Source organism: Sphingobium sp. V4, assembly GCF_029590555.1.
Lineage (GTDB): Bacteria > Pseudomonadota > Alphaproteobacteria > Sphingomonadales > Sphingomonadaceae > Sphingobium.
On record NZ_CP081001.1, the window covers coordinates 527,456 to 551,131 of the forward strand.

19 protein-coding genes, 1 tRNA gene and 1 pseudogene are annotated in these 23,676 nt (G+C 64.5%); 10 read left to right on the plus strand and 11 right to left on the minus strand.

All coding sequences use genetic code 11. The annotated features are described in order from the left end of the window. Positions 1-226: 226 nt before the first annotated feature. On the minus strand, positions 227-1,528 hold the full coding sequence (locus K3M67_RS02675) for a PAS domain-containing protein (RefSeq protein ID WP_285832181.1): 1,302 nt from the start codon (positions 1,526-1,528) through the stop codon (positions 227-229). Positions 1,529-1,688: 160 nt separating this feature from the next. Here K3M67_RS02675 and K3M67_RS02680 point away from each other — a divergent pair. From K3M67_RS02680 to K3M67_RS02700, 6 genes and pseudogenes are all read left to right on the plus strand, one after another. Continuing rightward, positions 1,689-1,764, plus strand: a tRNA-Thr gene (locus K3M67_RS02680). 164 nt (positions 1,765-1,928) lie between these two features. Further along, complete coding sequence (locus K3M67_RS21920) at positions 1,929-2,108, plus strand: Arm DNA-binding domain-containing protein (RefSeq protein WP_353051162.1); 180 nt, start codon at positions 1,929-1,931, stop codon at positions 2,106-2,108. Positions 2,109-2,180: 72 nt separating this feature from the next. After that, positions 2,181-3,696, plus strand: a pseudogene (istA, locus tag K3M67_RS02685) (IS21 family transposase). Then, on the plus strand, positions 3,683-4,411 hold the full coding sequence (gene istB / locus K3M67_RS02690; RefSeq protein WP_062734565.1) for an IS21-like element helper ATPase IstB: 729 nt from the start codon (positions 3,683-3,685) through the stop codon (positions 4,409-4,411). The pseudogene istA and the gene istB overlap by 14 nt, the downstream one beginning before the upstream one ends. A 590-nt stretch (positions 4,412-5,001) precedes the next feature. Continuing rightward, a complete protein-coding gene (locus tag K3M67_RS02695; protein ID WP_285832182.1) occupies positions 5,002-6,267 on the plus strand; it encodes a family 43 glycosylhydrolase in 1,266 nt (421 codons plus the stop codon). A gap of 194 nt (positions 6,268-6,461) precedes the next feature. Further along, positions 6,462-8,822 carry a glycoside hydrolase family 2 TIM barrel-domain containing protein gene (locus K3M67_RS02700; protein WP_285832183.1) on the plus strand — a complete coding sequence of 787 codons (2,361 nt, stop codon included), beginning with the start codon at positions 6,462-6,464 and terminating at the stop codon, positions 8,820-8,822. A 581-nt stretch (positions 8,823-9,403) separates the two neighbouring features. Here the strand turns inward: K3M67_RS02700 and K3M67_RS02705 are convergent. After that, on the minus strand, positions 9,404-10,648 hold the full coding sequence (locus K3M67_RS02705; protein ID WP_285832184.1) for an MgtC/SapB family protein: 1,245 nt from the start codon (positions 10,646-10,648) through the stop codon (positions 9,404-9,406). Positions 10,649-10,719: 71 nt separating this feature from the next. Beyond that, on the minus strand, positions 10,720-11,592 hold the full coding sequence (locus K3M67_RS02710; protein WP_066861709.1) for an MBL fold metallo-hydrolase: 873 nt from the start codon (positions 11,590-11,592) through the stop codon (positions 10,720-10,722). A gap of 70 nt (positions 11,593-11,662) precedes the next feature. Between K3M67_RS02710 and K3M67_RS02715 the strand changes: the two genes are divergently transcribed. The 3 genes from K3M67_RS02715 to K3M67_RS02725 are packed head-to-tail and all read left to right on the plus strand — an operon-like array spanning position 11,663 to position 13,291. Next, positions 11,663-11,977 carry an ArsR/SmtB family transcription factor gene (locus K3M67_RS02715; RefSeq protein ID WP_066861706.1) on the plus strand — a complete coding sequence of 105 codons (315 nt, stop codon included), beginning with the start codon at positions 11,663-11,665 and terminating at the stop codon, positions 11,975-11,977. A gap of 5 nt (positions 11,978-11,982) precedes the next feature. Beyond that, positions 11,983-12,504, plus strand: a complete 522-nt coding sequence (locus K3M67_RS02720) for a rhodanese family protein (protein WP_285832185.1) — start codon at positions 11,983-11,985, stop codon at positions 12,502-12,504. Between the two features lie 7 nt (positions 12,505-12,511). After that, entirely contained in the window at positions 12,512-13,291 is a 780-nt protein-coding gene (locus K3M67_RS02725) for a sulfite exporter TauE/SafE family protein (RefSeq protein WP_285832880.1), read from the plus strand. 9 nt (positions 13,292-13,300) lie between these two features. On the opposite strand, the gene K3M67_RS02730 is transcribed toward K3M67_RS02725, so the two are convergent. From K3M67_RS02730 to K3M67_RS02740, 3 genes are read right to left on the minus strand one after another with little or no spacing between them, the layout of a single operon-like run. Beyond that, positions 13,301-13,993, minus strand: coding sequence for an ABC transporter ATP-binding protein (locus tag K3M67_RS02730; RefSeq protein WP_285832186.1), 693 nt, complete (start codon positions 13,991-13,993; stop codon positions 13,301-13,303). Continuing rightward, positions 13,990-15,240 (minus strand): ABC transporter permease, encoded by a 1,251-nt coding sequence (locus K3M67_RS02735; RefSeq protein WP_285832187.1) that lies wholly within the window; start codon positions 15,238-15,240, stop codon positions 13,990-13,992. Before K3M67_RS02735 ends, K3M67_RS02730 begins: the two co-directional genes overlap by 4 nt. Further along, positions 15,237-16,235: an efflux RND transporter periplasmic adaptor subunit gene (locus tag K3M67_RS02740; RefSeq protein WP_285832188.1), complete on the minus strand. Its 999-nt coding sequence runs from the start codon at positions 16,233-16,235 to the stop codon at positions 15,237-15,239. The genes K3M67_RS02735 and K3M67_RS02740 overlap by 4 nt, the downstream gene beginning before the upstream one ends. 271 nt (positions 16,236-16,506) lie before the next feature. Here K3M67_RS02740 and K3M67_RS02745 point away from each other — a divergent pair, with 271 nt between their 5' ends. Next, a complete protein-coding gene (locus K3M67_RS02745) occupies positions 16,507-17,496 on the plus strand; it encodes a threonine ammonia-lyase (protein ID WP_285832189.1) in 990 nt (329 codons plus the stop codon). Positions 17,497-17,536: 40 nt separating this feature from the next. Here the strand turns inward: K3M67_RS02745 and K3M67_RS02750 are convergent, their stop codons facing one another. The 5 genes from K3M67_RS02750 to ureE are packed head-to-tail and all read right to left on the minus strand — an operon-like array spanning position 17,537 to position 23,624. Further along, positions 17,537-18,457 (minus strand): DNA-binding response regulator, encoded by a 921-nt coding sequence (locus K3M67_RS02750; RefSeq protein WP_285832190.1) that lies wholly within the window; start codon positions 18,455-18,457, stop codon positions 17,537-17,539. Then, positions 18,454-21,822 (minus strand): hybrid sensor histidine kinase/response regulator, encoded by a 3,369-nt coding sequence (locus K3M67_RS02755; RefSeq protein WP_285832191.1) that lies wholly within the window; start codon positions 21,820-21,822, stop codon positions 18,454-18,456. Before K3M67_RS02755 ends, K3M67_RS02750 begins: the two co-directional genes overlap by 4 nt. Further along, positions 21,822-22,463, minus strand: a complete 642-nt coding sequence (gene ureG, locus K3M67_RS02760) for an urease accessory protein UreG (protein ID WP_285832192.1) — start codon at positions 22,461-22,463, stop codon at positions 21,822-21,824. The genes K3M67_RS02755 and ureG overlap by 1 nt, the downstream gene beginning before the upstream one ends. After that, entirely contained in the window at positions 22,460-23,173 is a 714-nt protein-coding gene (locus K3M67_RS02765) for an urease accessory protein UreF (RefSeq protein ID WP_285832193.1), read from the minus strand. The genes ureG and K3M67_RS02765 overlap by 4 nt, the downstream gene beginning before the upstream one ends. Next, the gene (gene ureE, locus K3M67_RS02770) at positions 23,130-23,624 is read right to left on the minus strand and encodes an urease accessory protein UreE (RefSeq protein WP_285832194.1); all 495 of its coding nucleotides are present in this window, start codon (positions 23,622-23,624) and stop codon (positions 23,130-23,132) included. Before ureE ends, K3M67_RS02765 begins: the two co-directional genes overlap by 44 nt. Between the last annotated feature and the right edge of the window lie 52 nt (positions 23,625-23,676).

Here is a 23,676-nt window from a genome sequence, read left to right on the forward strand (position 1 = left end):
ATGCGCCCGAGTGGCGGACGGCTCAAGTCGAGAGTGAAACAAAATTTCCAGCGCGTGAAATAATATGATGCATCGCACAAACGGCCCTGCGCCTCGCGGCGGGGCTGTGTGGATGGTCGCGACTATGAATCCGGAGCGCGGGCCTGTCGAGCGCCGATCCGGACGGCGGGAAAGCATTTCGCGGCGAATGACGGCGGCGCGACGGCCAGAGATGCCGGGGCGATCGTCAATGGGCGGCGGCGGCGATTACGCGCTGGCCAAGGTCTGAATCTTCGGGCAGGGCGCCGACCAGCGACAGGGAGCCGTCGACTTCGCGGCGGGCCACCACCACCGCGAACCCGTCCGCATCGGTCGTGATCGCCAGCGGATCGAGCGGGGCGGCCGCCTTCATTGCCGTCCGGGCCAGTTGGCGCTTGTCGGGACGTGCAGGCTGGGCGGAGCGGCGCAGCGCGCGCTCGTCGCGGACCACAGCCTTCAGCCCGCCGACATAGGTGGCGAGATATTCGGCGAATTTTCCGACGCCCAGGCCATTAGCGAACGCATGTTCGAGCGCGGTGGCATATTCGGTGATGCGCGTCTTGTCATAGGTCGCGCCGAAGACCAGCTTGATGACAGCGGTCATCGGGCTGCGGGCCTGCCCCTTGATGCCATAGTCGGCCAGCAGTTCGGCATAATCGTCGGGCCGGGCGCGCGCGACCAGCGAGAAATCATAGGCCAGGCTGACGGCGCGGTAGAGGGCGGCATGGCTGCGCGCCTCGCTGATCCGAACCCGCGCGGCGCCGTCGCGCGCCAGCGCCAGCCAGTCGGCCAGCGAGGCGTCGTCGCCCGGACACTCCATGCCGGCCAGGTCCAGCGTGTCGTCATCCTCCTCGTCCGCATCGAAGGTCGAAGCGGGCGCGCTGGCCGGGCCGTCGGCCCAGACCGGCGTCACGGGGACGGGCGCGGGCGCGGTGCGCAGCGCTTCGCCGACTTCCTGCTCCAGCGACTGGAGCACGTCGTCGGTCGCTACTTCCTTCCAGTTGATGACGCCGAACACGAAGTCGATCGTGTCGCCATCGGACGAAAAGGGCATCAATATGCCGCGATAGAGGATTTCCGCGCCGCGCTGGTTGATGAATTCGGCTTCGAACCCGATCGGCGCGGCATTGGCGATGATCTGCAGATAATGGTCGGTCAGTCGCGACAGCAGCGAACGCGCCGGCACGTCGTTGATGAAGCCGATCGCACCCTCGATCTCGCATTCCTGGCGCAATGCCGAGCCGAGATAGGCGACCGCGGGATTTTCCATCCCCGTGCTGAAGTCGAGCAGGACGCTGTAGGGACCGAAATCCTCCAGTTGCTCGGGCGAGAGATCCTCGATCGAGGGCAGCGCGCGATCACCCAGCAGCGACGCCCAATAATTATAGGCGCGCACCTGCATCCGCCGTTCGTCCGAACCGACGGCCGGCGGTGTCTCGATCGCCGCATCATCGGCATGATCGAAATCATCCTGGTCGTTGGCGACGTCGCGCCCCCGCAGAGTGTCCATCCGGTCGGTCCCTAACACAGGTCAAAATCGTTCCTCAGGACTCGACATTGGCACGGGATGGTAAAGGGGGGGTAAATGCGGCGGCGCCATAAAAGGATGCGACCGATGCAATTTGCCGGCTTGTGCGTCGCCCCAACCGCTGTTATCAGCCCGCCCCGACGCCGCTTTAGCTCAGTTGGTAGAGCACATCATTCGTAATGATGGGGTCACGTGTTCGAGTCACGTAAGCGGCACCAGATCTGCCCTTTTCGAGGGGCCTGAAACCTCGAAAAACCCCTGAAAAACTGGTATAATTGGGCATCGGCTTTCCGGTGTCGTCTGCTCCTATCCACCCCTATCCGGGTGATTTGGGGGCCTCGAATTGGGGGCCTTTTTGACATTTTTGAGTCGAGGCCCCCAGATGCTTACAACGGTTCAGATCAATGCCCTCAAACCCAGGGAGAAGCCTTACAAGGTCGCTGACGAGAAGGGTCTGTACCTACTTGTCTCGCCCTCTGGCTCCTATCTGTGGCGGGTGAAGTTCCGGTTTCACGGTATTGATGTGGATCGGCGTGCAAAAAGGACCCCGTTAGCGGGGTGATCGGCGTCTAAAAGGGACCCCTCATTTCGATAGCTTACACAGTCGCGTGGAAGTTCATGCGGCGAGATCGGGATGTTGGTTTTGGAGACAGTGGTTCGTATCCGGCGTGAGTATGCCGGCGGGAAGGCGATCAAGGCGATCGCGCGTGATCTGCATGTGTCGCGGAAGGTGATCCGCAAGGCGATCCGGGCGCCGGAAGGCGCATTTGATTATCGACGCAAGGTTCAGCCGCTACCGCGGATTGGTCCATTTCATGATCGTCTTGATGTGCTGCTGGAAGAGAATGAGTTGCTGGGCCGACGTGACCGGCTTCGGATGACCCGTATCCACGACCTTTTGGTGCGTGAGGGTTTCGAAGGCTCCTACGATGCCGTGCGTCGCTATGCGGCACGGTGGAAGGTCGAGCGGCGCAGGAATGTCGGCGATGGGACGACTGCCTTTATTCCGATGCTGTTCCAGCCCGGCGAGGCCTACCAGTTCGACTGGAGCCACGAGGATGTCGAGATCGACGGCAAGCCGATGCGGGTAAAGGTCGCGCATATGCGGCTGTGCGCATCGCGGGCGGTGTATGTCCGGGCCTATCCCCGCGAGAGCCAGGAGATGCTGTTTGACGCGCATGCGCGCGGCTTTGCCTTTTTCGGTGGCGTGCCCAAGCGCGGCATCTACGATAATATGAAGACGGCGGTGACGAGCGTGTTCACCGGCAAGGAGCGGGTGTTCAACCGGCGGTTCCTGATCATGGCCGACCATTATATGGTCGAGCCCACGGCCTGCTCGCCGGCGGCGGGCTGGGAGAAGGGCCAGGTCGAGAACCAGGTGCAGACGATCCGAGGGCGCTTCTTCCAGCCCCGTTTGCGGTTCGCCAGCCTTGAGGAGCTCAATGGCTGGCTGGAAAGCCGAGTGCCGGCGCTGGGCCGAACGGCAGGCGCATCCTGAGCAGGGCGAACAGACCGTGGCGCAGATGCTGGAGATGGAACGCCCTGCATTGCAACCGATGCTGGGGCCGTTCGACGGCTTCAACGAGAGCGAGCATGGCGTGTCGGGCACCTGCCTGATCAGCTACGATCGCAACCGATACTCGGTTCTCTCAACGGTGGCACGACGCACGGTGCAGGTCCGGGCCTATGCCGACCGCATTGTCGTGCGATGCGATGATGAGGTCGTTGCCGAGCATCCCCGCTTCTTCGGGCGGAACCGCACGATCTATGATCCCTGGCACTATCTGCCGGTGCTGGCCCGCAAGCCCGGCGCTTTGCGCAACGGCGCCCCCTTCCAGGACTGGGAGCTGCCGCCAGCACTGGCTCGGTTACGCCGCAAGCTGGGCAACAGCGATGATGCTGACCGGCGGTTCGTGCGCGTGCTGGCGGCCGTGCTGACCGACGGTCTGGAACTCGTCGAGGCCGCCGTGCGGGAGGCGCTGGCGACCGGCACGGCAAGCGACGATCTGATCCTCAACATCCTGGCACGGCGCCGCGAACCGCCGCGACCGCTGACGATCGTCACTTCGGAGGACAATGCCCTGCGGCATCCGCCGATCGCCGACTGTGCCCGTTACGACCAACTGAGGAACTTCCATGCAGCGGCATGACATGATCGACGCGATGCGCGGGCTTGGACTCAAGGGGATGGCTGGCGCGTTCGATGAGGCCGTTACCACCGGCCTTCAGCGGCAGCGCACGACGATGGAGATACTGACCGATCTGCTGCGCGCGGAGGCAACCCACCGCCACGCAGCCTCGATCCGATACCGGATGGCAGCCGCCAAGCTGCCGGTGGTGAAGGACCTTGATGCCTTCCACTTCGAGGGGACGCCGATCAACGAGGCGCTGGTCCGTTCGCTACACAGCGGCGCGTTCCTGCCTGCACGGCGCAATGTCGTCCTTGTCGGCGGCACAGGCACCGGCAAGACCCATCTGGCCATCGCCATCACCGCCAATGTCGTCCGCGCCGGAGCGCGGGGGCGCTACTTCAACACCGTGGATCTGGTGACCCGTCTCGAAGAGGAAGCCCGGATCGGCAAAAGCGGCGCGCTTGCCGCCCAGCTCTCCCGGCTTGATCTCGTCGTTCTGGACGAGCTTGGCTATCTGCCGTTCGCCCGCTCAGGCGGGCAGTTGCTGTTCCATCTGGTCAGCAAGCTTTATGAGCAAACCAGCGTCATCATCACGACCAACCTGGCGTTCGGGGAATGGCCGACCGTGTTCGGCGATCCCAAGATGACCACCGCTCTTCTCGATCGTGTCACCCATCATTGCGACATCATCGAGACCGGCAATGACAGCTGGCGCTTCAAGAACCGAAACTGATCCTCGCCGCAGGTCGGGATGAAGATGCTTTGCGCTGCGCGCGCCTCCGGTCGGGCTCCGCCCTCCCTACGCCGCGCGCAGCGCAAGGAGCATTCCTCGACCGTCGTACCATCTTTGAAAGGGGGTCCCTTTTGCGCGCCGATTGGGGGTCCCGTTTGGACGCCGATTGACACACTGAGGCCTTCCATTCTCAAATAGGAGCTGCCGGGCAACTCCACTTCCTTCTCGGTCAAGATCGCAAGTAGAAATCCGACTTAGCAACAGGCTTCAGATTCATGTCACATTGTGAACTACAAAACCAAATGGCGGAACATTTTTGTTGATTGTTGGCCTGAGGCCTGGATAAAAGCCATCATGGATAGGGGAATCAGCGTTGCGCACAGCCGCCAGAACCGATGATCTGCAGTTTCAAGCCTTGCTGAAGGTTGCGCAATCTATTGTCGAGATTGCAGCAAATCAGCCAATTTATCCGTACTTTCGGTCTGCACGGGCTGCAACGCGCAGGCGATTTCAACGTCATTGTCGAATGGGCCCGGCATGAGTGCCTGAATACGGCGCGGGTTGGGTGCAAATGAAAATAGGGAGAGGCTATGCGTTATAAACTGAGCCGGCGTGCACTGCTTGCAGGCTGTGCTGCGAGCGCGGCCACCATAGCCATTCCTGCAGGAGCACTGGAAAGGAAGTTCGTCTACAGTCGCTATCCAAAACCTGGCGCCCCTAAGCGTGACGATGTCGATAATAGCCGACGCGTTGTGCCTGCACCGGCTAAGGATTATTGGCCCTACTCCGGTATCAGCGGTCCTGGAAAAGCTGTCACTGACACTACAGCGCGGGGCGGTTGGGTATCGGGCTTAAGCGACGTCAAATATAAGGGGCCGGTACCGCGCTCTTACCCGACTGCGCCGTGGGCCAATGACGATAGTGGTTCAGCGGTCGCTAAGGGCTTGATGCCTCCTCTGCGGCCGATTTGGGACGTCCACATCCGCGACACAGTCATCTGCATTGGCGGAGACGGCACCTATTATATGACTGGGACGACCGGCGACAACTGCTGGGCGTTGAACGATGGTATAGAGTTATACTCCTCGACTGACCTGAAGGCATGGCGTTATCTCGGCCTAGTATGGAGCATTGATCGCGACGGCACTTGGGAGAAAAACTGGACAATGCGAGAGGGCGTGCCCTTCCGCACGATCTGGGCGCCGGAGATCCATTTCATTGGCGGAACCTACTATCTATGCCACTGCATCAGTGGCGTCGGCATGGCAATTCTCAAGAGCACGAGCGGCAAGCCCGACGGCCCCTATGTCCATGTGGTTCAGGACACCCCCATCAAGGGTGGCATCGATCCAACGCTGTTCGAGGACGAGGACGGACGCATCTACCTGACTTATGGCGCCGCCGCGCAGATCCGCGAGGTGAAGCGCGACTTCAGCGCGTTCGTCGGGGACTGGCAGCAGATCGTGTACGACATGCCAGCGGCGTCGATCGATCATGCGAAACCCGAACTGCCGCCCAAAGCGCGCGTCGGCTTCGAGGGAGCAACGATTTTCAAGTCGGGTGGCCGCTACTATCTAGGCTGCTGCGACTTTTTCGAAGGCCGCTATTCTTTCATGTTCGCCACGTCCGACAAGCTGCTCGGTCCCTATCGCGGGCGGCACGAAGGACCATCGGGCGGCGGAGGTGGCAACGTCTTTCGCGATAGTAGCGGGCAATGGTGGCAGACCTATTTCGGCAACGACAGTCAAATGCCGTTCCGTGAGAAACCTGGCTTGGCAGCCATCGCATTTGACGCCGACGGAAGAGTCGTTTTGTCAAAGAAACAACCCTTCGCAAGCAAGTCATGGAATGCGTAAGCAAAGCGATTTCATGGCGTCATGGGCAGGACTCTCGCCCAATTTCGATTCTGCAGGCGCGCAATACCTGCTGGCTAAATAAAAGGCGAATGATGAAGCAACTATTCCTCGCTCCGCTCTTGTGGGCCAGCCTGCTATCACATCCAGCATTGGCCCAGTCGACCGTTTCCCGAGATGGAAGCGGAACTGCGACCATGCATTCCGCCGGGGCCAAGGACACTACCAGAACCAGGCAACCTTTCAATTTTGGCTGGACCTTCCGACAGGGCGACATCAACGGTGCGGAGGCCCCCACCTTCGATGACAGGGGCTGGCGCAAGCTGGATCTGCCGCACGATTTCCAGATTGAGCAGCCTTGGGACAAAACGGCAAACCGCGGTCGCGGCTTCAAGGCGCCCGACGTCGGCTGGTACCGCAAGACTTTCAGGGGCGATGCCGACTGGAAGGGCAAGCAGATCCTGCTCGATTTCGAAGGCATCATGCTGTCGGGCGAGGTCTGGGTAAATGGAAAGAAGGTCGGCGGCACAGCCTATGGCTATCTGGGCTTCGAGGCCGACATTGCCGATGTCATCCGCTACGATGCCGACAATGTCGTGGCCGTGCGCGCTTCGACGAAGGACGGCAATTCGCGCTGGTACACTGGTGGCGGGCTGTTCCGCGACGTGCACCTTGTAGTCAGGAACCCGGTCTCAATAGCGCGGCACGGCATTTTCGTGACGACGCCAGACATCACCCCGCACGACGCCAAGATCGCGGTGCAGGTCGAGGTGGCTGGCCTGAAAGGCAAGGCCGATGCCGTCGAAATCAGGTCGAAGATTTTCTCGCCGCAGGGCCAACTGGTGGGCACATCCAATGCTCTCGTGCCAGCGCCGCGCAATCTACCCACCGTCGAAGTACCACTGCCAGGGCTCTCGGTGGCAGACCCGCAACTGTGGTCGATCGAGACTCCCAGGCTGTACACCGCCGAAGTTGAGTTGGTGGCCGACGGCAAAGTGATCGACAGGCTGACCAAGCGCTTTGGCATCCGGACGGTCGAGTTTTCCAAGGAATTCGGCCTGCGCCTCAACGGCAAGAAGGTCTTCCTGAAGGGCGTGGCCAATCATGATGACCTGGGTGCCGTCGGTGTCGCTGCCTATCGGACATCGATTGCCCGAATGATGGATCGCCTTAAGGCGTTCGGCTTCAACCATATCCGCACCTCGCATAACCCCTATTCGGAATCCTTCCTCGACCTCGCGGATGAAAAAGGCCTGCTGATTGTCGATGAACTCTACGACAAATGGGGCAGCACCACGGCCTGGGCGGGCAGCAAGCCCTGGAACGATGTGTGGTTCGACAACGAGAAGGAGTGGATCAAGCGCGACCGCAATCATCCGTCAGTAATCCTGTGGAGTTTCGGCAACGAACTGCAGTTTCAGGAGACGCGCTGGAACTGGCCGACTGGCGACTGGGGAAAGACCACCTATCGCATCATGGATGTCGTGGCGAAACGCTACGACCCAACCCGCAAGACGACGGTAGCGATGTATCCGGCGCGCGCCAATGGTATCATCAAGGCAGACCCTGCTTTCAAGTTGAAAGAAAACATCGTCCCGCCTGAACTTGCGACGGTTACGGACGTGGCCTCGTTCAACTATGTCTGGGACGATTATCAAGAGTATCTGAAGCACGCGCCGGAAATGATCGTCTACCAGAGCGAGGCAGTTACCAACGAACTGGCCGCACCCTATTTTGGCATGGATCGCGAAAAGATGGTCGGCTTGGCCTATTGGGGTGCCATCGAATATTGGGGCGAGTCCGATGGTTGGCCGAAAAAGGGTTGGGCCTATTCCTTCTTCAACCATGCGCTGGAGCCTTTCCCACAGGCTTGGCTCACCAAAAGCATCTTTGCCGATGAACCGATAGTCAAGATTGGCGTCGTCGACAATGAAGGCGAATCGAAGATGTGGAATGATGTCATGGTCGGGCAAAAGATCATATCGGCCAACTGGAACCGCCAAGTAGGCAAAACTTACAACATCTATACCTATACCAATGCCGAAGAAGTCGAACTGTTGGTCAATGGCAAGTCTATCGGCGTGCAAAGGAATTCCACCGAAGTCCGGCAGCGCAATACGATCTACTGGAAGGACGTCCCCTATGCGGCGGGTCGAGTTACCGCGGTGGGGCGTACCGGCGGCAAGGTCGTCGCCCGGGATCAGATTGAGACGACCGGCGAGGCAGTGGCGTTGCAGATCGAGGCGGAAAATCCGGCCTGGAAGGCCGACGGAATGGATCTACAATATGTGAAGGTTTACGCCATGGACAGCAAGGGACGCAGGGTGCCCACGGCCACCAACGAGATCACCTTCAATGTCAGTGGCGCTGGGCGCTTGATCGCCGTGGATAATGGAGATCATTGGAGCGACGATCTGTTCGCGGGGAACAAAAAGGTCCTGCACAACGGCTTTGCTCTGGCGATCCTACGTTCGGGGCAAACTCCTGGCAGCGTGAAATTTAGTGTGACGGGTGGTGTTGGTATTAAGGGGGCTGTTAGAAGCTTTCGGGCGCGATGAGATACCATTTTGTCGGTCCGCAGTAGGGCTGACTAACGCTTCAGTTAGGGGATCTGTCTTTTCGTTAGACCGCCAGCTGATATGATCGGCACAGTTCAGATGGCTATCACCCGCCCACGACAGTTATCCCGCGTAGCCGACCGGGCGTGTTCGACTGGCGAAGGACCGGTTTCAGTGTCACCCGACGTTCCAGCGGCTGCACTGGAACGGCCTGAGTTGGTCGCGACCAGCCGGAAAAGCGGACCGACCGCAGCTGGGAAGCGAGAATCTGGCGCTGAGAGTCCAAGAAGGGTCGAGGTCAGCGATGAATTGGCGATCAAATTCCCTTGGATTGTTTGTGAGAATGACTGCTGAAATGGGTCTGCGGGAATCGAATTCCTGCCGAATTGGCTCGAAATTTTTTTGGGGGCTTAAGCGAGGGCCTTTGTCATCCAAACGTCAAAATTATCCAACTAATCAAAGATGATAGTGTCGTTTTATGAGTCCCGTAAGCGCACCATTCCCAAGCTCCAAGAGACGCGCCGCGCCAGTCGATGATCCGGCGAGGCGTCTCCTTGTCCGGACGGCGACGTCCCGGTCGTCTATATCGTCGCCCAGGCGGCGAGGCTGACGGCTGCCGCCGCCAGGGCGGCGAGCAGCGGCAGGGCCGCCCGGATGCCGCCATGCCCCCAGCCGATGACCATCGTCATCACCGCCTTGGCACCGGTATTGGCGAGTACGGCCGCGCCCAGGATGAGGCCGGCGACATGATCGTCGAGCAGATCGGATGGCAGTCCGGCCATGGTCATGACCGCTGCATCCACGTCCGTTATGCCGGTCAGGGTCAGGACCACTGCCATGCCCTCCTGACCGAAATGCTCCAGCGCCCAGCGCGCGGCGAGCGACAGGCCCGCCACCAGCGCCGCCAGCAGGAGCGCAGGCCCGAAGCCGAGAGGATTGGAAATCGACACGCCATCGCCACCGGCGCCGTGCCGACGCCAGGCGATCAGGGCGAAGGCGACGGCCACCAGCGTCGCGGGGGCCATCGTCAGCGCCAGGGTCGGAACCGCGCGCGGGATCAGGGCGAACGCCACGAGTTGGACTCGCACGAACATGACGATGGACGCGACCGCAATGCCCGCCGACAATATCCCGCGCGCCTCCGGCTCGTCGCGCAGGCGTCGCGCATAATCGGCGGTCACGGCGGTGGAGGAGACGATGGCGCCGGTCAGCGCCACCAGCAATATGCCTCGGTCACGCCCGAAACGGCGCGCGATGGCATAGCCCGCAAAGGACAGGCCCATCACGAACACCACCACCATCCAGATCTTGCGGGGATTCCAGGCGTCATAGGGGCCATAGGCGGCATCGGGCAGCAGCGGCAGGATGATGAGCGCGACCAGCAGGAAGCGAGACACGCCCTCGATCTCGCTTTCGTCCATGCCCCGCAGCAGGGCGTGCATCGATTGTCGCGCGCTCAGGATCGCGAAGGTCGCCGCGCCCGTCGCGAGGCCGAGCGCGGGGGAAAGCCGCGTCGCGCAGAAGCTGGCGCCGAAGGTTACGAGAGCAGCGAGCGTCGTGGTCGCTGACAGATGGTCGGTGTCGGCGCTCCGGGCATAGCCGATGGCGAGGATGGCCGCGACGCCGATGCCGATCGCGGCGGCCATGCCGTCGGGGGCCAGCCCGCCGATGCCGCCCAGCAGACCGATCAGGCCGAAGGTCCGGAAGCCCGCCACCCGACGGCCCTTGCCCAGGTCGCGCTGCGCCCAGCCGCGTTCCAGCCCCACGAGCAATCCGACCGCGATCGCGGCGATCATCGACAGATAGGGCTGGGCGATGTCGGACATGGAGCCTTCTTGCACGAAAGCGGCGAAATCTGGAAACGCGGGCGGGATGCGCCCATGGACATGTGCCGCGATCAGCCCTGCTTCATCGTCACCGGAATCTTCAGATAGCGCACGCCATTGTCCTCCGCCTCCGGGAAGCGGCCGGCATGGATATTGACCTGGATCGCGGGCAGGAGCAGCCTGGGCACCGCCAGCGTGGCGTCGCGCGCCTCGCGCATCGCGACGAAGCTGTCCTCATCCACCCCGTCATGCACATGGACGCTGGCTTGCCGTTCTTCGGCGACCGTCGTTTCCCAGCGATATTCACTGCGGCCCGGCGCCTTATAGTCATGGCAAAGGAACAGGCGCGTGTCGCCGGGCAGGCTGAGCAGCCTGCGGATCGAGCGATAGAGGGTGCGGGCGTCGCCGCCGGGAAAATCGGCGCGGGCCGTGCCATAGTCCGGCATGAACAGCGTATCGCCGACAAAGGCGGCGTCGCCGACCAGATAGGCGATGTCGGCCGGCGTATGGCCGGGAACATGCAGCACCGTGAAGCGCAGCGCGCCGACCGAAAACTGCTCGCCATCGCGGAACAGCCGGTCGAAATCCGCGCCGTCGCCCTGCGCGCCCTCCTGTCCGAAGATCGGGCGGAAGATCTTCTGCACGTCGCGGATATGCTCGCCGATGCCGATTGGCGCGCCGGTCCTGGCCTTGATGAAGGGCGCGGCCGACAGATGATCGGCATGGGCGTGGGTTTCCAGCACCATGGCGATCCGCCAGCCCCGGTCCTGGGCAAAGGCCAGCATCCGTTCGGCCGATCGGCTATCCGCCTCTCCGCTGGCGATGTCGAAGTCCATCACCGGGTCGATCACGGCGGCCTCGCGCGTCTGGGGATCGGCGACCAGATAGCTGACCGTGAAGGTCGCTTCGTCGAAAAAGGCTTCGATCAGGGGTTGCGGTTCCATGCTCTTCTCCTGTGATGCTTGACAACATATTATTATTTACTAAATTAGCAATACCTAATGGAGTAGCGCAATGATCCGGCCGCCGATGGACCTTTCCACTTTCGAGAAGAAGGCGGGGGAGGTGTCGACCCTGTTGAAAGCGATGGGCAATGTCCGGCGCCTGATGGTGCTGTGCAAGCTGGTTGAACATGGCGAGATGACCGTGACCGACCTCGCGCGCGACGTGGGCTTGTCGCAATCCGCCCTGTCGCAGCATCTCGCCCGGATGCGCGAGGAGGGGCTGGTCGCCTTTCGGCGGGAAAGCCAGACGCTCTGGTACCGCATTGCCGATCCCCGGACGGAGGAATTGCTCGCCAGTCTTTATACCATCTTCTGCAAGGAATGACCCCAATGTCGATCAGGACCATCACGCCGCAGGATGCGGCCCAGGCCGTGGCGGCGGGCGCGACGCTCGTCGACATCCGCGACGCCGACGAACATGCGCGCGAAAGCATCGCGGGCGCAGTCCATGTGCCGCTGGCGCGCCTTGGCGATCTGCCCCGTGTCGCCGGGCCGATCATCTTCCATTGCAAGTCGGGGATGCGGACGCAGGCCAACGCTGCGGCGCTTGCAGCGGCGGCGGGCGTCACGCCCTGCCGGATATTGGCGGGCGGGCTCGACGGCTGGCGCGCGGCGGGCCTGCCGACCAGGGTCGATCGCCGCCAGCCGATCGAGGTGATGCGGCAGGTGCAACTGGTGGCCGGCGGGCTGGTGCTGCTTGGCGTGGTGCTGGGCTTTCTGGTCGCTCCGGCCTTTTTCGGCCTGTCCGCCTTTGTCGGCGCGGGGCTGATTATGGCAGGTGCGACGGGCTGGTGCGGCATGGCCAGGCTGCTGCGGCTGATGCCCTGGAACCGCCGCGCGCTCGGCGCCTGACGCGATGATGCCCCCGGCCATGATCGCCGCCGCGCTGGCATCGGGCGGGGTGGTCGGCCTCGTCCTGGGCCTGGTCGGCGGGGGCGGGTCGATCCTCGCCGTGCCGCTGCTGGTCTATGTGGTCGGTGTTGGCTCGGCCCATGCCGCCATCGGAACGGCGGCGGTCGCGGTGGCCGCCAATGCCGCCGCCAGCCTGATCGGCCATGCCCGCGCAGGCACGGTGAAATGGCCCTGCGCCTCGGTTTTCGCGGCGGCGGGTGTCGTCGGAGCCGCGATCGGCGCGGAAATCGGCAAGGCGGTGGACGGCCGGAAGCTGCTGATGCTGTTCGGCCTGCTGATGATCGGCGTGGGGCTTTCCATGATGGGGAAGAGGCGCGGCATGGAGGCGCCCGATGTTCGCCTGTCGCGCGCGACGGCCGCCACCCTGTTGCCCCGGCTTGTGCCCATTGGCCTCGGCGTCGGGCTGGCGGCGGGATTTTTCGGGATTGGCGGAGGCTTCCTGATCGTGCCCGGACTGATGTTGGCTACCGCCATGCCGCTCAGGAATGCGGTTGGAACATCGCTGGTGGTCGTCACCGCGCTCGGGCTGACCACGGCGGCCTCCTATGCGCTGTCGGGCTATGTCGACTGGCGGCTAGTGGGCGTGATGGTCGCGGGCGGGGTGGTCGGCTCGGCAATTGGCATGGCTATGGGTCGACGCCTCGCCGCGCGCAAGGGGCTGCTGGAGCGGCTTTTCGCGCTCATCGTGATGGTCGTCGGCGTCTATGTCGCGATGCGCGCTGGGTGAGGCCCGCTGTCAGCGCGTTCTGACGCTGGTTTCGTTGATCCGCCCGTCCAGCATGGAAATTTGCACGTCGGCGGCGGCCGCGACATCGGCATCATGGGTCACGCACACCAGCGCGCGCCCCTGATCATGGGCGAGGCTGCGGAACAGGTCCACCACGCGGGCGCTGTTCTGGCTGTCGAGATTGCCGGTGGGTTCGTCGCACAGCACCAGCACCGGATCGTTGGCAATGGCGCGGGCGATGGCGACGCGCTGCCGCTCGCCGCCGGACAGCCGGTCGGGCGTCTTGCCGGACTTGGCGCCCAGGCCCATCTGGTCCAGCAGGCCCAGCGCCTTGTCGCGCGCCTGCGCCTGCGGCAACCGTCCCAGCCGGCGCATCGGCAGCATCACATTTTCCAGTGCGGTGAATTCAGGCAGCAGGAAATGGAACTGGAACACGAAGCCGAAGCTGGCCAGCCGTATCTGCGCGCGGGCATCCCCGTCGAGCGGGTTCATGTCGCGCCCCTGGAACAGCAAGGTTCCGCTCGTCGGTCGGTCCAGCAGGCCCAGCAGGTAGAGCAGCGAGGACTTGCCGCAGCCCGAAGGCCCGACGATGGCGGTGAAGCTGGCCGGCTCGATGGCGATCGCCACGTCGCTCACCAGCGTCACCGGCGGTGTCCCCGCCAGGCTGCGCGACAGTCCCTCCGCCTGCATGACCGCGCTCATACCGCGCCTCGCAGGATGTCGACGGGGTCGACTCGCGCCGCCTTGCGCGCCGGGAGCCAGGCGGCGATCACGCCGGCGAACAGTGAGGCAGCGGCGGCGATCGCATATTGGCGGGGCGACCGGTCGAGCGGCAGATATTGGTCGTCGCCCGCGATCGGAAATTTCAGCGACCCCAATATCGCCATCAGCCCATAGCCCAGCAGCCATCCCGCCATGATGCCGATCACCGCCAGCGCCAGTCCTTCGAACACGAAGATCAGTTGCAGGTCGCGCTCGGAAAACCCCATGGAGCGCATGATCGCGATGTCGCGGCGCTTGTCGGTAACGCTGTTCGACACGACGGAATAGATGCCGAAGCTGGCGACCAGCAGGATCGCCGACACGACGCTGTACATGATGACGTTGCGGGTCACGAGCAAGGAGAGGAAATCGGCCGACCGTTCCTGCCAGCTTTCCGCCTTGTAGGAAAAACGCTGTTCCAGCCGCAGGCCGACCGGCTGCGCGCCATAGGGATCGGCGAGGCGCACGCCGATGCGGTTGATGATGAAGGGGCGGCCGAGCAGCGACTGGGCCTCTCGCAACAGCACATAGCCGGCCGATGGGCCAAGCTGGCTCTGGCCGCGCTTGAACAGGCCGACGATGCGCAGCGACCGGCTCTTGCCTGATGCCGATGTCGCGCCGACCATGTCCCCCATGCCGATGCCCAGGCGCTCGGCCATTTCCTCCCCGATGATGATGCCGCCCTGCGTGCTTTCCAGGTCGCGCAGACGGCCCGTGCGCAACTGATCGCTGATCGTGCTCACTTTCTCCTCGATGGCGGGATCGACGCCGATGACGGTCAGCGCTTCCTCCCGCCCGCCGCTGCGCAGGGTGATGGCGCCGGTCAGGCTGGGCGATCCGATGGCGCCCGGCTCGGCGTTGACGGCGCGCAATATTTCGGGCCAGCCCTTGAGCCCGCGCACTTCGCTGCGGACCCTGTAGTGGCGCAGGTCGATCGCGGCGCCCGGATAGGCCCGCACACCCGGCTGCGCCGGCGGGCTGCGCCGTTCGTCGGAAATGATGATGTGCGGGGCCGCGTCGATCAGCGTCTCGACAAAATCATTCTGGCTGCCGATCATCATCGCCGACACCGCCAGGAAAAAGCCGACGCCCACGGCAACGCCGCTCACCGCTACCAGCGTCTGGCGCCGGCGCCCCGCCAGGTGCCGGGCGGCGATCCCCGCCAGCAGCCGCAACTGCCCGCTCATCGTGTCGCCCGCACGCGCATATTCTCGGTTATCTTGCCCTCCGGCCGGGCGACGACCTTCTCCCCTTGCGACAGGCCGGACAGGATCTGGATCTCGCTCGATCCGGCGATGCCGGGACGCACCACCCTGGCATGGGCGCGGCCGTCGCGCACGATCCAGACATGGTCGTTCTCGACCGCATCAGCCGGGACGAGCAGTGTCCGGGCCACATGGCGGGTCACGATATTGACTTCCAGCGTCAGGCCGAGCGGCAGGGGCATGGCGCCGTCGGTCACGATCCGGGCGCGGAATGCCCGCTGCTCGGGATCGCCGCCTGGCGTGACGTCCCGCACATGGCCGCGCAGCACACGCCCCGGCCAGGCGTCGCTCGACATCAGCGCGGACTGGCCGGGATGGAGGCGTGGGACGTCGCGCTCGTCCACCGTGGCGGTGATGCGGATGCGCGCAGGATCGCCCAGGGTCATCAGCGTCCGGCTGGGCACGGCCAGATCGCCCGGCTCCACATCCCGGCGCAGGACGATGCCGTCGATGCCCGAGCGCACCACCATCTGGTCCAGCCGCGCGGCGGCGCTCTGCTCGGCCGCCCTTGCGCCGTCGGCCACGGCCATAGCCGAATCGCGGGCTGCCCGCGTGACCCAGCCCCTGGCGAAGAGGGTCAGCGTCCTGCTTTCGTCCTGAAGGGCGACGCGCCGCTGAGCCTTGGCCTGTTGCAGCACATGGCGCTGTTCCTCGTCATCCAGCAGGATCAGGGGCTGGCCGCGCCGGACGCGGTCGCCTTCATCGACCAGCACCTGCCGCACGGGGGCGGTCAGGCGCGCGGCGACGGTAGCCGGATGCTCGGCCTCGACAAAACCGGTGGCGTAGACCAGTTCGACCGCGTCACCGATACGCGCCGGGGCGAGCGTCACGTCCTGGGTCTGTACTGCAAACAGCCATCCGGCCGCTGCCGCCGCCAGCAGCGCCACCGCCAACAGCCAGGGCGCGATGCGTTTCATAACTCCGTCATAGCATCATGTGACGATCATTGCCTGCCCGTATCGAATTTCCGCCTGCGGCCTTTGGCGATGCTATCGCAGCGTCACTTCCGAACTGCCGCGCGCGACGATCATCCCCGCCCCCCGCGTCGTCTGCAAACGGTGATCTACGTCTCGAGGAGCGGGCCGAACAGGGAATGTGGCCGGTCGTGCGGGCCATTCTTTGGCTGTCACATCGCTCTTGGCGCGGGGCGGGTTCCCAATCCGGCGATTCATATTCTAAGGATGGGGCATGATCCGGGATTTTGCCATCAGCCTCGAAGATGTCGTCGACGCCGCGCGCGTGATCGCGACGGCGGCGATAGGTACGCCGCTGCTCGAAAATGCACAATTGAACGAACGCTGCGGCCGGCGCGTGCTGCTGAAGTTCGAGGGCGCGCAGCATACCGGCTCGTTCAAGTTTCGTGGCGCCTATAACCGGCTGGCGCGGCTGACGGTGGCCGAGCGGGCGGCGGGTGTCGTCGCCTGGTCGTCGGGCAATCATGCGCAGGGCGTGGCGGCGGCGGCGCGGATGCTGGACATGCCCGCGACCATCGTGATGCCCGCCGATGCGCCCGCCATCAAGATCGCCAATACGCGCGCGCTCGGGGCGCAGGTCGTGCCCTATGACCGGCTTCGCGAGAGCCGCGAGGAGATTGCTACGGAGCTGGCCCGGACGCGCGGGGCGACGCTGGTGCCGTCCTTCGACGATCCGTTCATCATCGCGGGCCAGGGCACGGCCGGGCTGGAAATCCTCGATCAGGCCGCGGACGCGGGCGCCGAGCTTTCGCAACTGCTGGTCTGTTGCGGCGGGGGCGGGCTGACCGCCGGGATCGCGACGGCGGTCAAGTCGCTTGCCGCCCATGTCGATATTCACACGGTCGAGCCTGTCGGGTTCGACGATACGGCCCGGTCGTTGCGCAGCGGGCAGCGCGAGACGGTCGCGCCTGAAGCGCGGTCCATCTGCGACGCGCTGTTGTCGCCCAGCCCTGGCGCGCTGACCTTTCCGATCAACCGGGCGCTGGTGACGAGCGGCCTCGCCGTGACCGACGATCAGGTGCGCGACGCGATGCGCTTCGCCTTTTCGACGCTCAAGCTGGTGGTCGAGCCGGGCGGGGCGGTGGCGCTGGCCGCGCTGCTCGCAGGACTGGTTCCGGCGCGCGAGGGGGCGATCGCGGTCGTCCTGTCGGGGAGCAATGTCGATCCCGCCGATTATGCGGCCATTCTGAACGGCCTGGCCTGACGGCGCCGCGCTCGCGATTTCCGGGGAGCGCGGACTGGCTTTATTGCGCGATCACGCGCACGGCGAAGGCGGCTGCGGCGGCGCGCGTCTCGACTCCCAGCTTCTCGAAAATCTGCTCCAGATGCTTGTTCACGGTGCGCGGGCTGATCGCCAATATCTCGCTGATGACGCGGTTGGGCTTGCCATAGCTGATCCACAGCAGCACCTCCGCTTCGCGCTGGGTCAGGCCGAAATGGCTTTGCAGCCGACCGATATCGGCCAGCGGGTCGAGATGATTGAGGCGGATCAATATCTCTTCGCGGCGCGGGCGGCCTACGATGATCAGTTCCACCGTGTCGCCGCCGCCGCTGTCCGCCTTCGCGGTCGCGCCGGCGGGAAGGTCGTCGCCCAGCAGCCGCGAGATCGCCGCGCGGAGCAGGGCGGGCGGCGCGGCGTCGCCGCGTGACCAGCCCGGCTCCAGCGCCTCCATCAGCTTTTCCGCGCCGGGCGTGCTCCAACTCAGTTGTCCCCCGGTCGTTACCGCGATCAGGTTGCGGCCGGTGGCGTCCAGCGCGAACTGGCCGCCCTGGGTCTGGCGCGCGTTGGCCATGTGGACGCGCACGCGGGCCAGCAATTCCTCGACCACGATGGGCTTGCGCACATAATCCACGCCGCCAGCTTCCAGCGCATGGACGACATGCTCGCTTTCCGTCAGGCCGGTCATGAAGATGATCGGGATCGGCGCCCCCGCCGGCATCTGCTTGATCGCGCGCGTCGTTTCGAAGCCGTCCAGCCCCGGCATCACCGCGTCCATCAGGATCAGGTCGGGGGCGACATGCTCCAGTAATTCCAGCGCCGCGTCGCCGCTGGTGGCGATCAGGACGGAAATATGCGCGGCTTCCAGCGTGTCGGTCAGGAAGCGGAGCGACTCGGGGGTGTCGTCGACGACCAGTACGGTGTCGCCGGGGGAAGTCTTGGTCATTGAGCGGCCCTTATGGTTCTGATCAGCGCCTTGAGGTCGAAGCGGTCGAGATGGAGGAGGAGAGCGCGGGTCAGTGGCTGGGCGTCGGGCACGGTTTCCTCCAGGGCGCGGATGCTGGCCTCGATCCCACGAACATGGCCGATGATCGCCTTCTGTTCGATATCGGCGAGGATGGGGGCGGCTTCTTCGGGCAGGGGCGGCATTGCGGCGTCGGCTTCGGTCGGGAGGGGCGGGGCGTCGCCGGTCCAGCGGATATGGAGCTGGTCGGCGATCGCGTCCAGCAGGGCGTCCAGATCGACGGGCTTCATCAGGAACATGTCGTGCGCCGCCTGGCCGTCGCCGCCGCGATGAAATTCATGCGCGTTGGCCGAAACCATGACGATGCGGACCCGGCCGCCCAGTCGTTCGCGCAGGATGCGGCAAATGTCCCAGCCGGATTCTCCGGGCATCGAGATATCGAGGAGAATGATGTCGGGCTGTTCCCGCGCCGCGATCTCCAGTCCGGCCCGGCCGCTGAGCGCTTCGAACACGGTGAAGTCGAGCGGTTCGAGCAGGCCGCGCAAGACCGCGACCTGCGCGGCGTCGTCGTCGATCAGCAGCACCTTGCGCCGTTCGCCTTCATAGCCCCTGATCCGGTCGACCGGCTGGCTGTCCGCCGCCTGTCCGGCGACATGGCCCAGCATCAGGCGCACCGTGAACTGGGTTCCCCTGCGGGTCGAATCGCTGCCCGCATCACTGATGACGGACAGGTCGCCGCCCAATATCTGCACCAGCGCCTGGGTGATGGCGAGGCCGAGGCCGATGCCCTTCTGTTTCTGTGCGTCCGGATTGGAGCCGCGCTCGAACGGATCGAAGATGCGCTTCAGGTCGTCGGCCGCAATGCCCAGCCCTGTGTCGATGATGTCGAACGTCGCCATCTGGCTGCGATACTGGACGCGGAAGGTGACGGACCCGGACCGGGTGAACTTGATCGCGTTAGACAGCAGGTTGATCAGGATCTGGCGCAGTCTTTTCTGGTCGGTGCGCACGAAGTCGGGCAGATTTTCGGGCCGTTCGTAGAGAAATTCGATGCCCTTGGCCTGCGCCTGGGGTCGGAACATGTTGGCGATCTGGTCGACGAAGGGAGACAGGCGGACGGTTTCGCTGCTGATGCGCAGTACGCCGCTTTCGACCTGGCTGATGTCCATCAGCCCCTCGACCAGATTGGTCAGATGTTCCGCGCTGCGGCGGATGATCTTGGCGGCTTCGACCGGCGCGATCTCATGGCCGCGTTCCATCAACTGGGCATAGCCGTAGATGCTGTTGAGCGGCGAGCGGATTTCATGGCTGACACTGACGAGATAGCGGCTCTTGGCCGCATTGGCGGCCTCCGCCGCCTCCTTGGCGCGTTGCAGTTCCGCGCCGGTCACGTCATGCGCGATCACCTCTTCCATCAGTTTCTGCACATGATGCTCGCTTTCCTGCATCGCGCTGCGGCGGCTCTGATGCGCCAGCACGATCATCCAGGCGATGACCCCGCCGAACAGCGAGAAAAGGAGGAAAAGACCCAGCATCAGGCTGCTGGTCTGGGCGGCGATGGAGGGCGCGCGCCGCGCGACCTGCCAGCCGATCCCGCCCAGCACCGCGCCATTGGCGAGTGTGATGATCGTCATCACCGCGATGAAATGGCCCACCGGGGTATGGACATGCGTCGCCACGGCGCGGGGCAGCAGGCGCTCCAGCCACCGCGCGGCCTGCTGCGTCGCCCGGCTGTCGGTCTTGCACCGGTCGTGGCAGCGCGCCTCCAGCGTGCAGCAGAGCGAGCAGATGGGGGCGGCATACATGGGGCAATGCGCCATATCGACATGCTGGAACGCATTTTCGCAGATGATGCACGTCTTTGTCTGGCCGCCCTCCGGCCAGTGCGACCGGCGGGCGATATAATAGCGGCCATGGGTCAGCAGCGCGATGACCGGGGCGCTGGTGAAGGCGACCGCCATGCCGATGACCGGGGCGAAGGCGCGGGCGATCTCTCCCAGCAGGCCGACATGGGCGATGCCCGACACCGAAATGGACAGCAGCATCGCGCCGATGCCGACCGGGTTGATGTCGAACAGATGCGCCCGCTTGAACTCGATCCCCGCCGGCGACAGCCGCAGCGGCTTGGAGATCATGAGGTCCGCCGCCAGCGCCCCGATCCAGCCCGCCGCGACCGTGGCGTACAGGATCAGGATCGCCTCGATCGCGTCGAAGATGCCGACTTCCATCAGCAGCAGCGCCAGCAGCACGTTGAAGATCAGCCACACGACGCGGCCGGGATGGCTGTGGGTCAGTCGGGCGAAGAAATTGGACCAGGCGATCGAGCCGGCATAGGCGTTGGTGACATTGATCTTGAGCTGGCAGATGATGACGAACAGGCCCGTCAGCACCAGCGACAGGCCGGCATGGCCAGACATGGCGGTGTAGATCGCCTGAAACATCGCGGTCGGGCTGGACGCTTCGCTCTGCAAGGCGGCGCTCTGGACCAGGAAATGCGCCAGCCAGGAGCCGAGTAGCAGCTTCATGCCGCCGATCAGGGTCCAGCCGGGGCCGCCCGCCAGCATCGCGGTCCACCATTTGCCCCGGCCGATCTTCGCCTTGGCGGGCAGGAAGCGCAGATAGTCCGCCTGCTCCCCGATCTGGGGCAGCAGCGACAGGAGGGTGGAGAGGGCAAAGCCGAAATAGAGCAGGCTGACGCTGCCGTCGGGCGCGCCCAGTTGTCCGGTGAAACGGCTCCATTGCGCCAGCGCGTCCGGGCCGGACCAGAGGATATAGGCGATCGGCGCGACCTGGAGGACGATCCAGAAGGCCTGGGTCGCATTCTGGAACCGGGTGATGGCGCTCATGCCGTAGAGGGCGATCGGGATGACCATCAGTGCGCTCACCAGATAGGCGACGCTCATCGGCATCCCGGTCATCGCCGTCAGCGCGACCGCCATGATCGTCGCTTCGACCGAGAAGAGCAGGAAGGTGAAGCTGGCGTAGATCAGCGAGGTGAGGGTGGACCCCAGATAGCCGAAGCCGGCGCCGCGCGTCAGAAGGTCGATGTCCAGGCCATGCTTGGCGGCATGATAGGCGATTGGCAGGCCGATGACGAACATCAGCGCCACGGCGGCGGCGATGGCGGCGACGCTGTTGGCGAAACCATAGGTCAGGGTGATGGACGCTCCGATCGCCTCGCAGGCGAGGAAGGCGGTCGCCCCGATCGCGGTGTTGGCGACCTGTCCCGCCGTCCAGCGCCGGGCGCTGTCTGCGGTGTAGCGCAGGGCATAATCCTCCAATGTCTGGCTGGCGACCCACTTGTTGTAGAGCCGCTTTTCGCGCAGGACATAGGCGGCGCGGTCCATCAGCCGGCGGTTTCGAGCGCGGGCCGGGGCCGTAGCCCGCCGGTCGCGACGATGAAGTCGATGATCGCGTCCAGGCCGATCATGTCCTTCAGGTTGGTGAAGAGGAAGGGGCGCGTCCCGCGCATCTTCTTCGCGTCCCGGTCCATGACATTGAGGTCGGCCCCGACCAGCGGGGCGAGGTCGATCTTGTTGATGACCAGCAGGTCGGACCGGGTGATGCCGGGGCCGCCCTTGCGCGGGATCTTGTCGCCCGCCGACACGTCGATGACATAGATGGTGATGTCGGCCAGTTCGGGGCTGAAGGTGGCGGCGAGATTGTCGCCGCCGCTTTCGATGAAGATGAGTTCGAGGCCGGGGAATTTCCGGCTCATTTCGTCCACGGCGGCGAGGTTGATGCTGGCGTCCTCGCGGATCGCCGTATGGGGGCAACCGCCCGTTTCCACGCCCATGATCCGTTCAGGAACGAGCGCGCCCGAACGGGTCAGGAACTCGGCATCCTCGCGGGTGTAGATGTCGTTGGTGATGGCGGCGATGTTGTAATGGTCGCGCATCGCCTTGCACAGCCGGTCGGTCAGCGCGGTCTTGCCGGAACCGACCGGGCCGCCGATGCCGACACGCAGGGGACCGTTACGAGAGGTCATGATCTGAAAAGCCTTGTGTAGAGGGTTTCATGGGCGAGCGACGCCAGTTCCAGTTCGGGCGCCGCGGTACCGAGGTCGTCGAGCGATGTCATCAGGGCACGCTCGGCAATCGGGGGAATCGCGTGCGACAGGGCGGCAAGGGCAAGCTGGCCATCGGTCTGGCCGAGCGGGACGAGGCGCACGCCGGCCGACACCAGATTGGCCGCGGTGGCGTGCAGCCAGCCATGGAGCGCGGCTTCGCGCGGTATGTCGTGCGCCGCGCAGGCCAGCGCCATGACCGCGACATGGGCGATGGGATGCTCGCCCCAGCGCTCTGCGAAGGCATCGAGCGCGCGATGCGGCCAGGCCTTGCGCGTCACCGACAGGAAGGAGCCGCCCTGCTGGCGGCTTTCAAGAGCGGTTTCGCTACTGCCGCGAAACGCAGCGGCCAGTTCCGCTATGGCATCGAACGCATCGGCGTCCCCCGCCGCGTCATAGGCATGGACGAACAGCACCGCGTCGATCCAGCCACCGCCGCGCGCGAGCACCGCCTCGACATAGTCGGCGACATTGGCGGCGGTGCGGACGCGGCCATCCTCCACCGCAGTTTCCAGCCCATGGCTGTAGGTGAAGCTGCCCACCGGATAGGAGGGCGAAGTCCAGGCCAGCAGGCGATGGAGCGCGGCGTCAGCCAGCATGGTCGTGATGATGATGGTCGGGGCTATGGCCATGATCGTGGTGATGATGCCCGCCCCCCGAATAGGCGCCGCCCTCCGGCGTGAAGGGCGCCTCGATCTTCGTCACCGTCGCGCCCAGCCCCTCCAGCATCGCGTTGATGACATGATCGTCGCGCAGGCGGATGGCATGGGGGTGGAGTTCGGCGGGCAGGTGGCGATTGCCGATATGCCAGGCCAGCCGGATCATCGTCGCCGGGCTGTCGGCGGTGACTTCGACCAGCGCTTCGGGCGCGGCCAGTATCTCGACCAGCCGCCCGTCGGACAGTATCAGCGCGTCGCCATGGCCCAGCACCGTCGCGCGGGCGAGGTCGAGCAGAAACATCGTGCCATGGTCGGCGGTATAGACCCAGCGGCGGCGATGACGCGCGTCATGGTCCAGCATGATATGGTCGGCGGCGGGGCCGGACCAGTGGCCGGCGGGGAGGACGTCATGGGCGGTCAACATGGGGAAGTTCCTGTCATTCCTCCCCTGGAAGGGGAGGGAGACCGGCGAAGCC

Excerpts from the sequence above, each read along its gene's own strand:
- K3M67_RS02675 (WP_285832181.1), bottom strand. The coding sequence starts at position 1,528 with ATGGACACTCTGCGGGGGCGCGACGTCGCCAACGACCAGGATGATTTC.
- K3M67_RS21920 (WP_353051162.1), top strand. The coding sequence starts at position 1,929 with ATGCTTACAACGGTTCAGATCAATGCCCTCAAACCCAGGGAGAAGCCT.
- istB (WP_062734565.1), top strand. The coding sequence starts at position 3,683 with ATGCAGCGGCATGACATGATCGACGCGATGCGCGGGCTTGGACTCAAG.
- K3M67_RS02695 (WP_285832182.1), top strand. The coding sequence starts at position 5,002 with ATGCGTTATAAACTGAGCCGGCGTGCACTGCTTGCAGGCTGTGCTGCG.
- K3M67_RS02700 (WP_285832183.1), top strand. The coding sequence starts at position 6,462 with ATGCATTCCGCCGGGGCCAAGGACACTACCAGAACCAGGCAACCTTTC.
- K3M67_RS02705 (WP_285832184.1), bottom strand. The coding sequence starts at position 10,648 with ATGTCCGACATCGCCCAGCCCTATCTGTCGATGATCGCCGCGATCGCG.
- K3M67_RS02710 (WP_066861709.1), bottom strand. The coding sequence starts at position 11,592 with ATGGAACCGCAACCCCTGATCGAAGCCTTTTTCGACGAAGCGACCTTC.
- K3M67_RS02715 (WP_066861706.1), top strand. The coding sequence starts at position 11,663 with ATGATCCGGCCGCCGATGGACCTTTCCACTTTCGAGAAGAAGGCGGGG.
- K3M67_RS02720 (WP_285832185.1), top strand. The coding sequence starts at position 11,983 with ATGTCGATCAGGACCATCACGCCGCAGGATGCGGCCCAGGCCGTGGCG.
- K3M67_RS02725 (WP_285832880.1), top strand. The coding sequence starts at position 12,512 with ATGCCCCCGGCCATGATCGCCGCCGCGCTGGCATCGGGCGGGGTGGTC.
- K3M67_RS02730 (WP_285832186.1), bottom strand. The coding sequence starts at position 13,993 with ATGAGCGCGGTCATGCAGGCGGAGGGACTGTCGCGCAGCCTGGCGGGG.
- K3M67_RS02735 (WP_285832187.1), bottom strand. The coding sequence starts at position 15,240 with ATGAGCGGGCAGTTGCGGCTGCTGGCGGGGATCGCCGCCCGGCACCTG.
- K3M67_RS02740 (WP_285832188.1), bottom strand. The coding sequence starts at position 16,235 with ATGAAACGCATCGCGCCCTGGCTGTTGGCGGTGGCGCTGCTGGCGGCG.
- K3M67_RS02745 (WP_285832189.1), top strand. The coding sequence starts at position 16,507 with ATGATCCGGGATTTTGCCATCAGCCTCGAAGATGTCGTCGACGCCGCG.
- K3M67_RS02750 (WP_285832190.1), bottom strand. The coding sequence starts at position 18,457 with ATGACCAAGACTTCCCCCGGCGACACCGTACTGGTCGTCGACGACACC.
- K3M67_RS02755 (WP_285832191.1), bottom strand. The coding sequence starts at position 21,822 with ATGGACCGCGCCGCCTATGTCCTGCGCGAAAAGCGGCTCTACAACAAG.
- ureG (WP_285832192.1), bottom strand. The coding sequence starts at position 22,463 with ATGACCTCTCGTAACGGTCCCCTGCGTGTCGGCATCGGCGGCCCGGTC.
- K3M67_RS02765 (WP_285832193.1), bottom strand. The coding sequence starts at position 23,173 with ATGGCCATAGCCCCGACCATCATCATCACGACCATGCTGGCTGACGCC.
- ureE (WP_285832194.1), bottom strand. The coding sequence starts at position 23,624 with ATGTTGACCGCCCATGACGTCCTCCCCGCCGGCCACTGGTCCGGCCCC.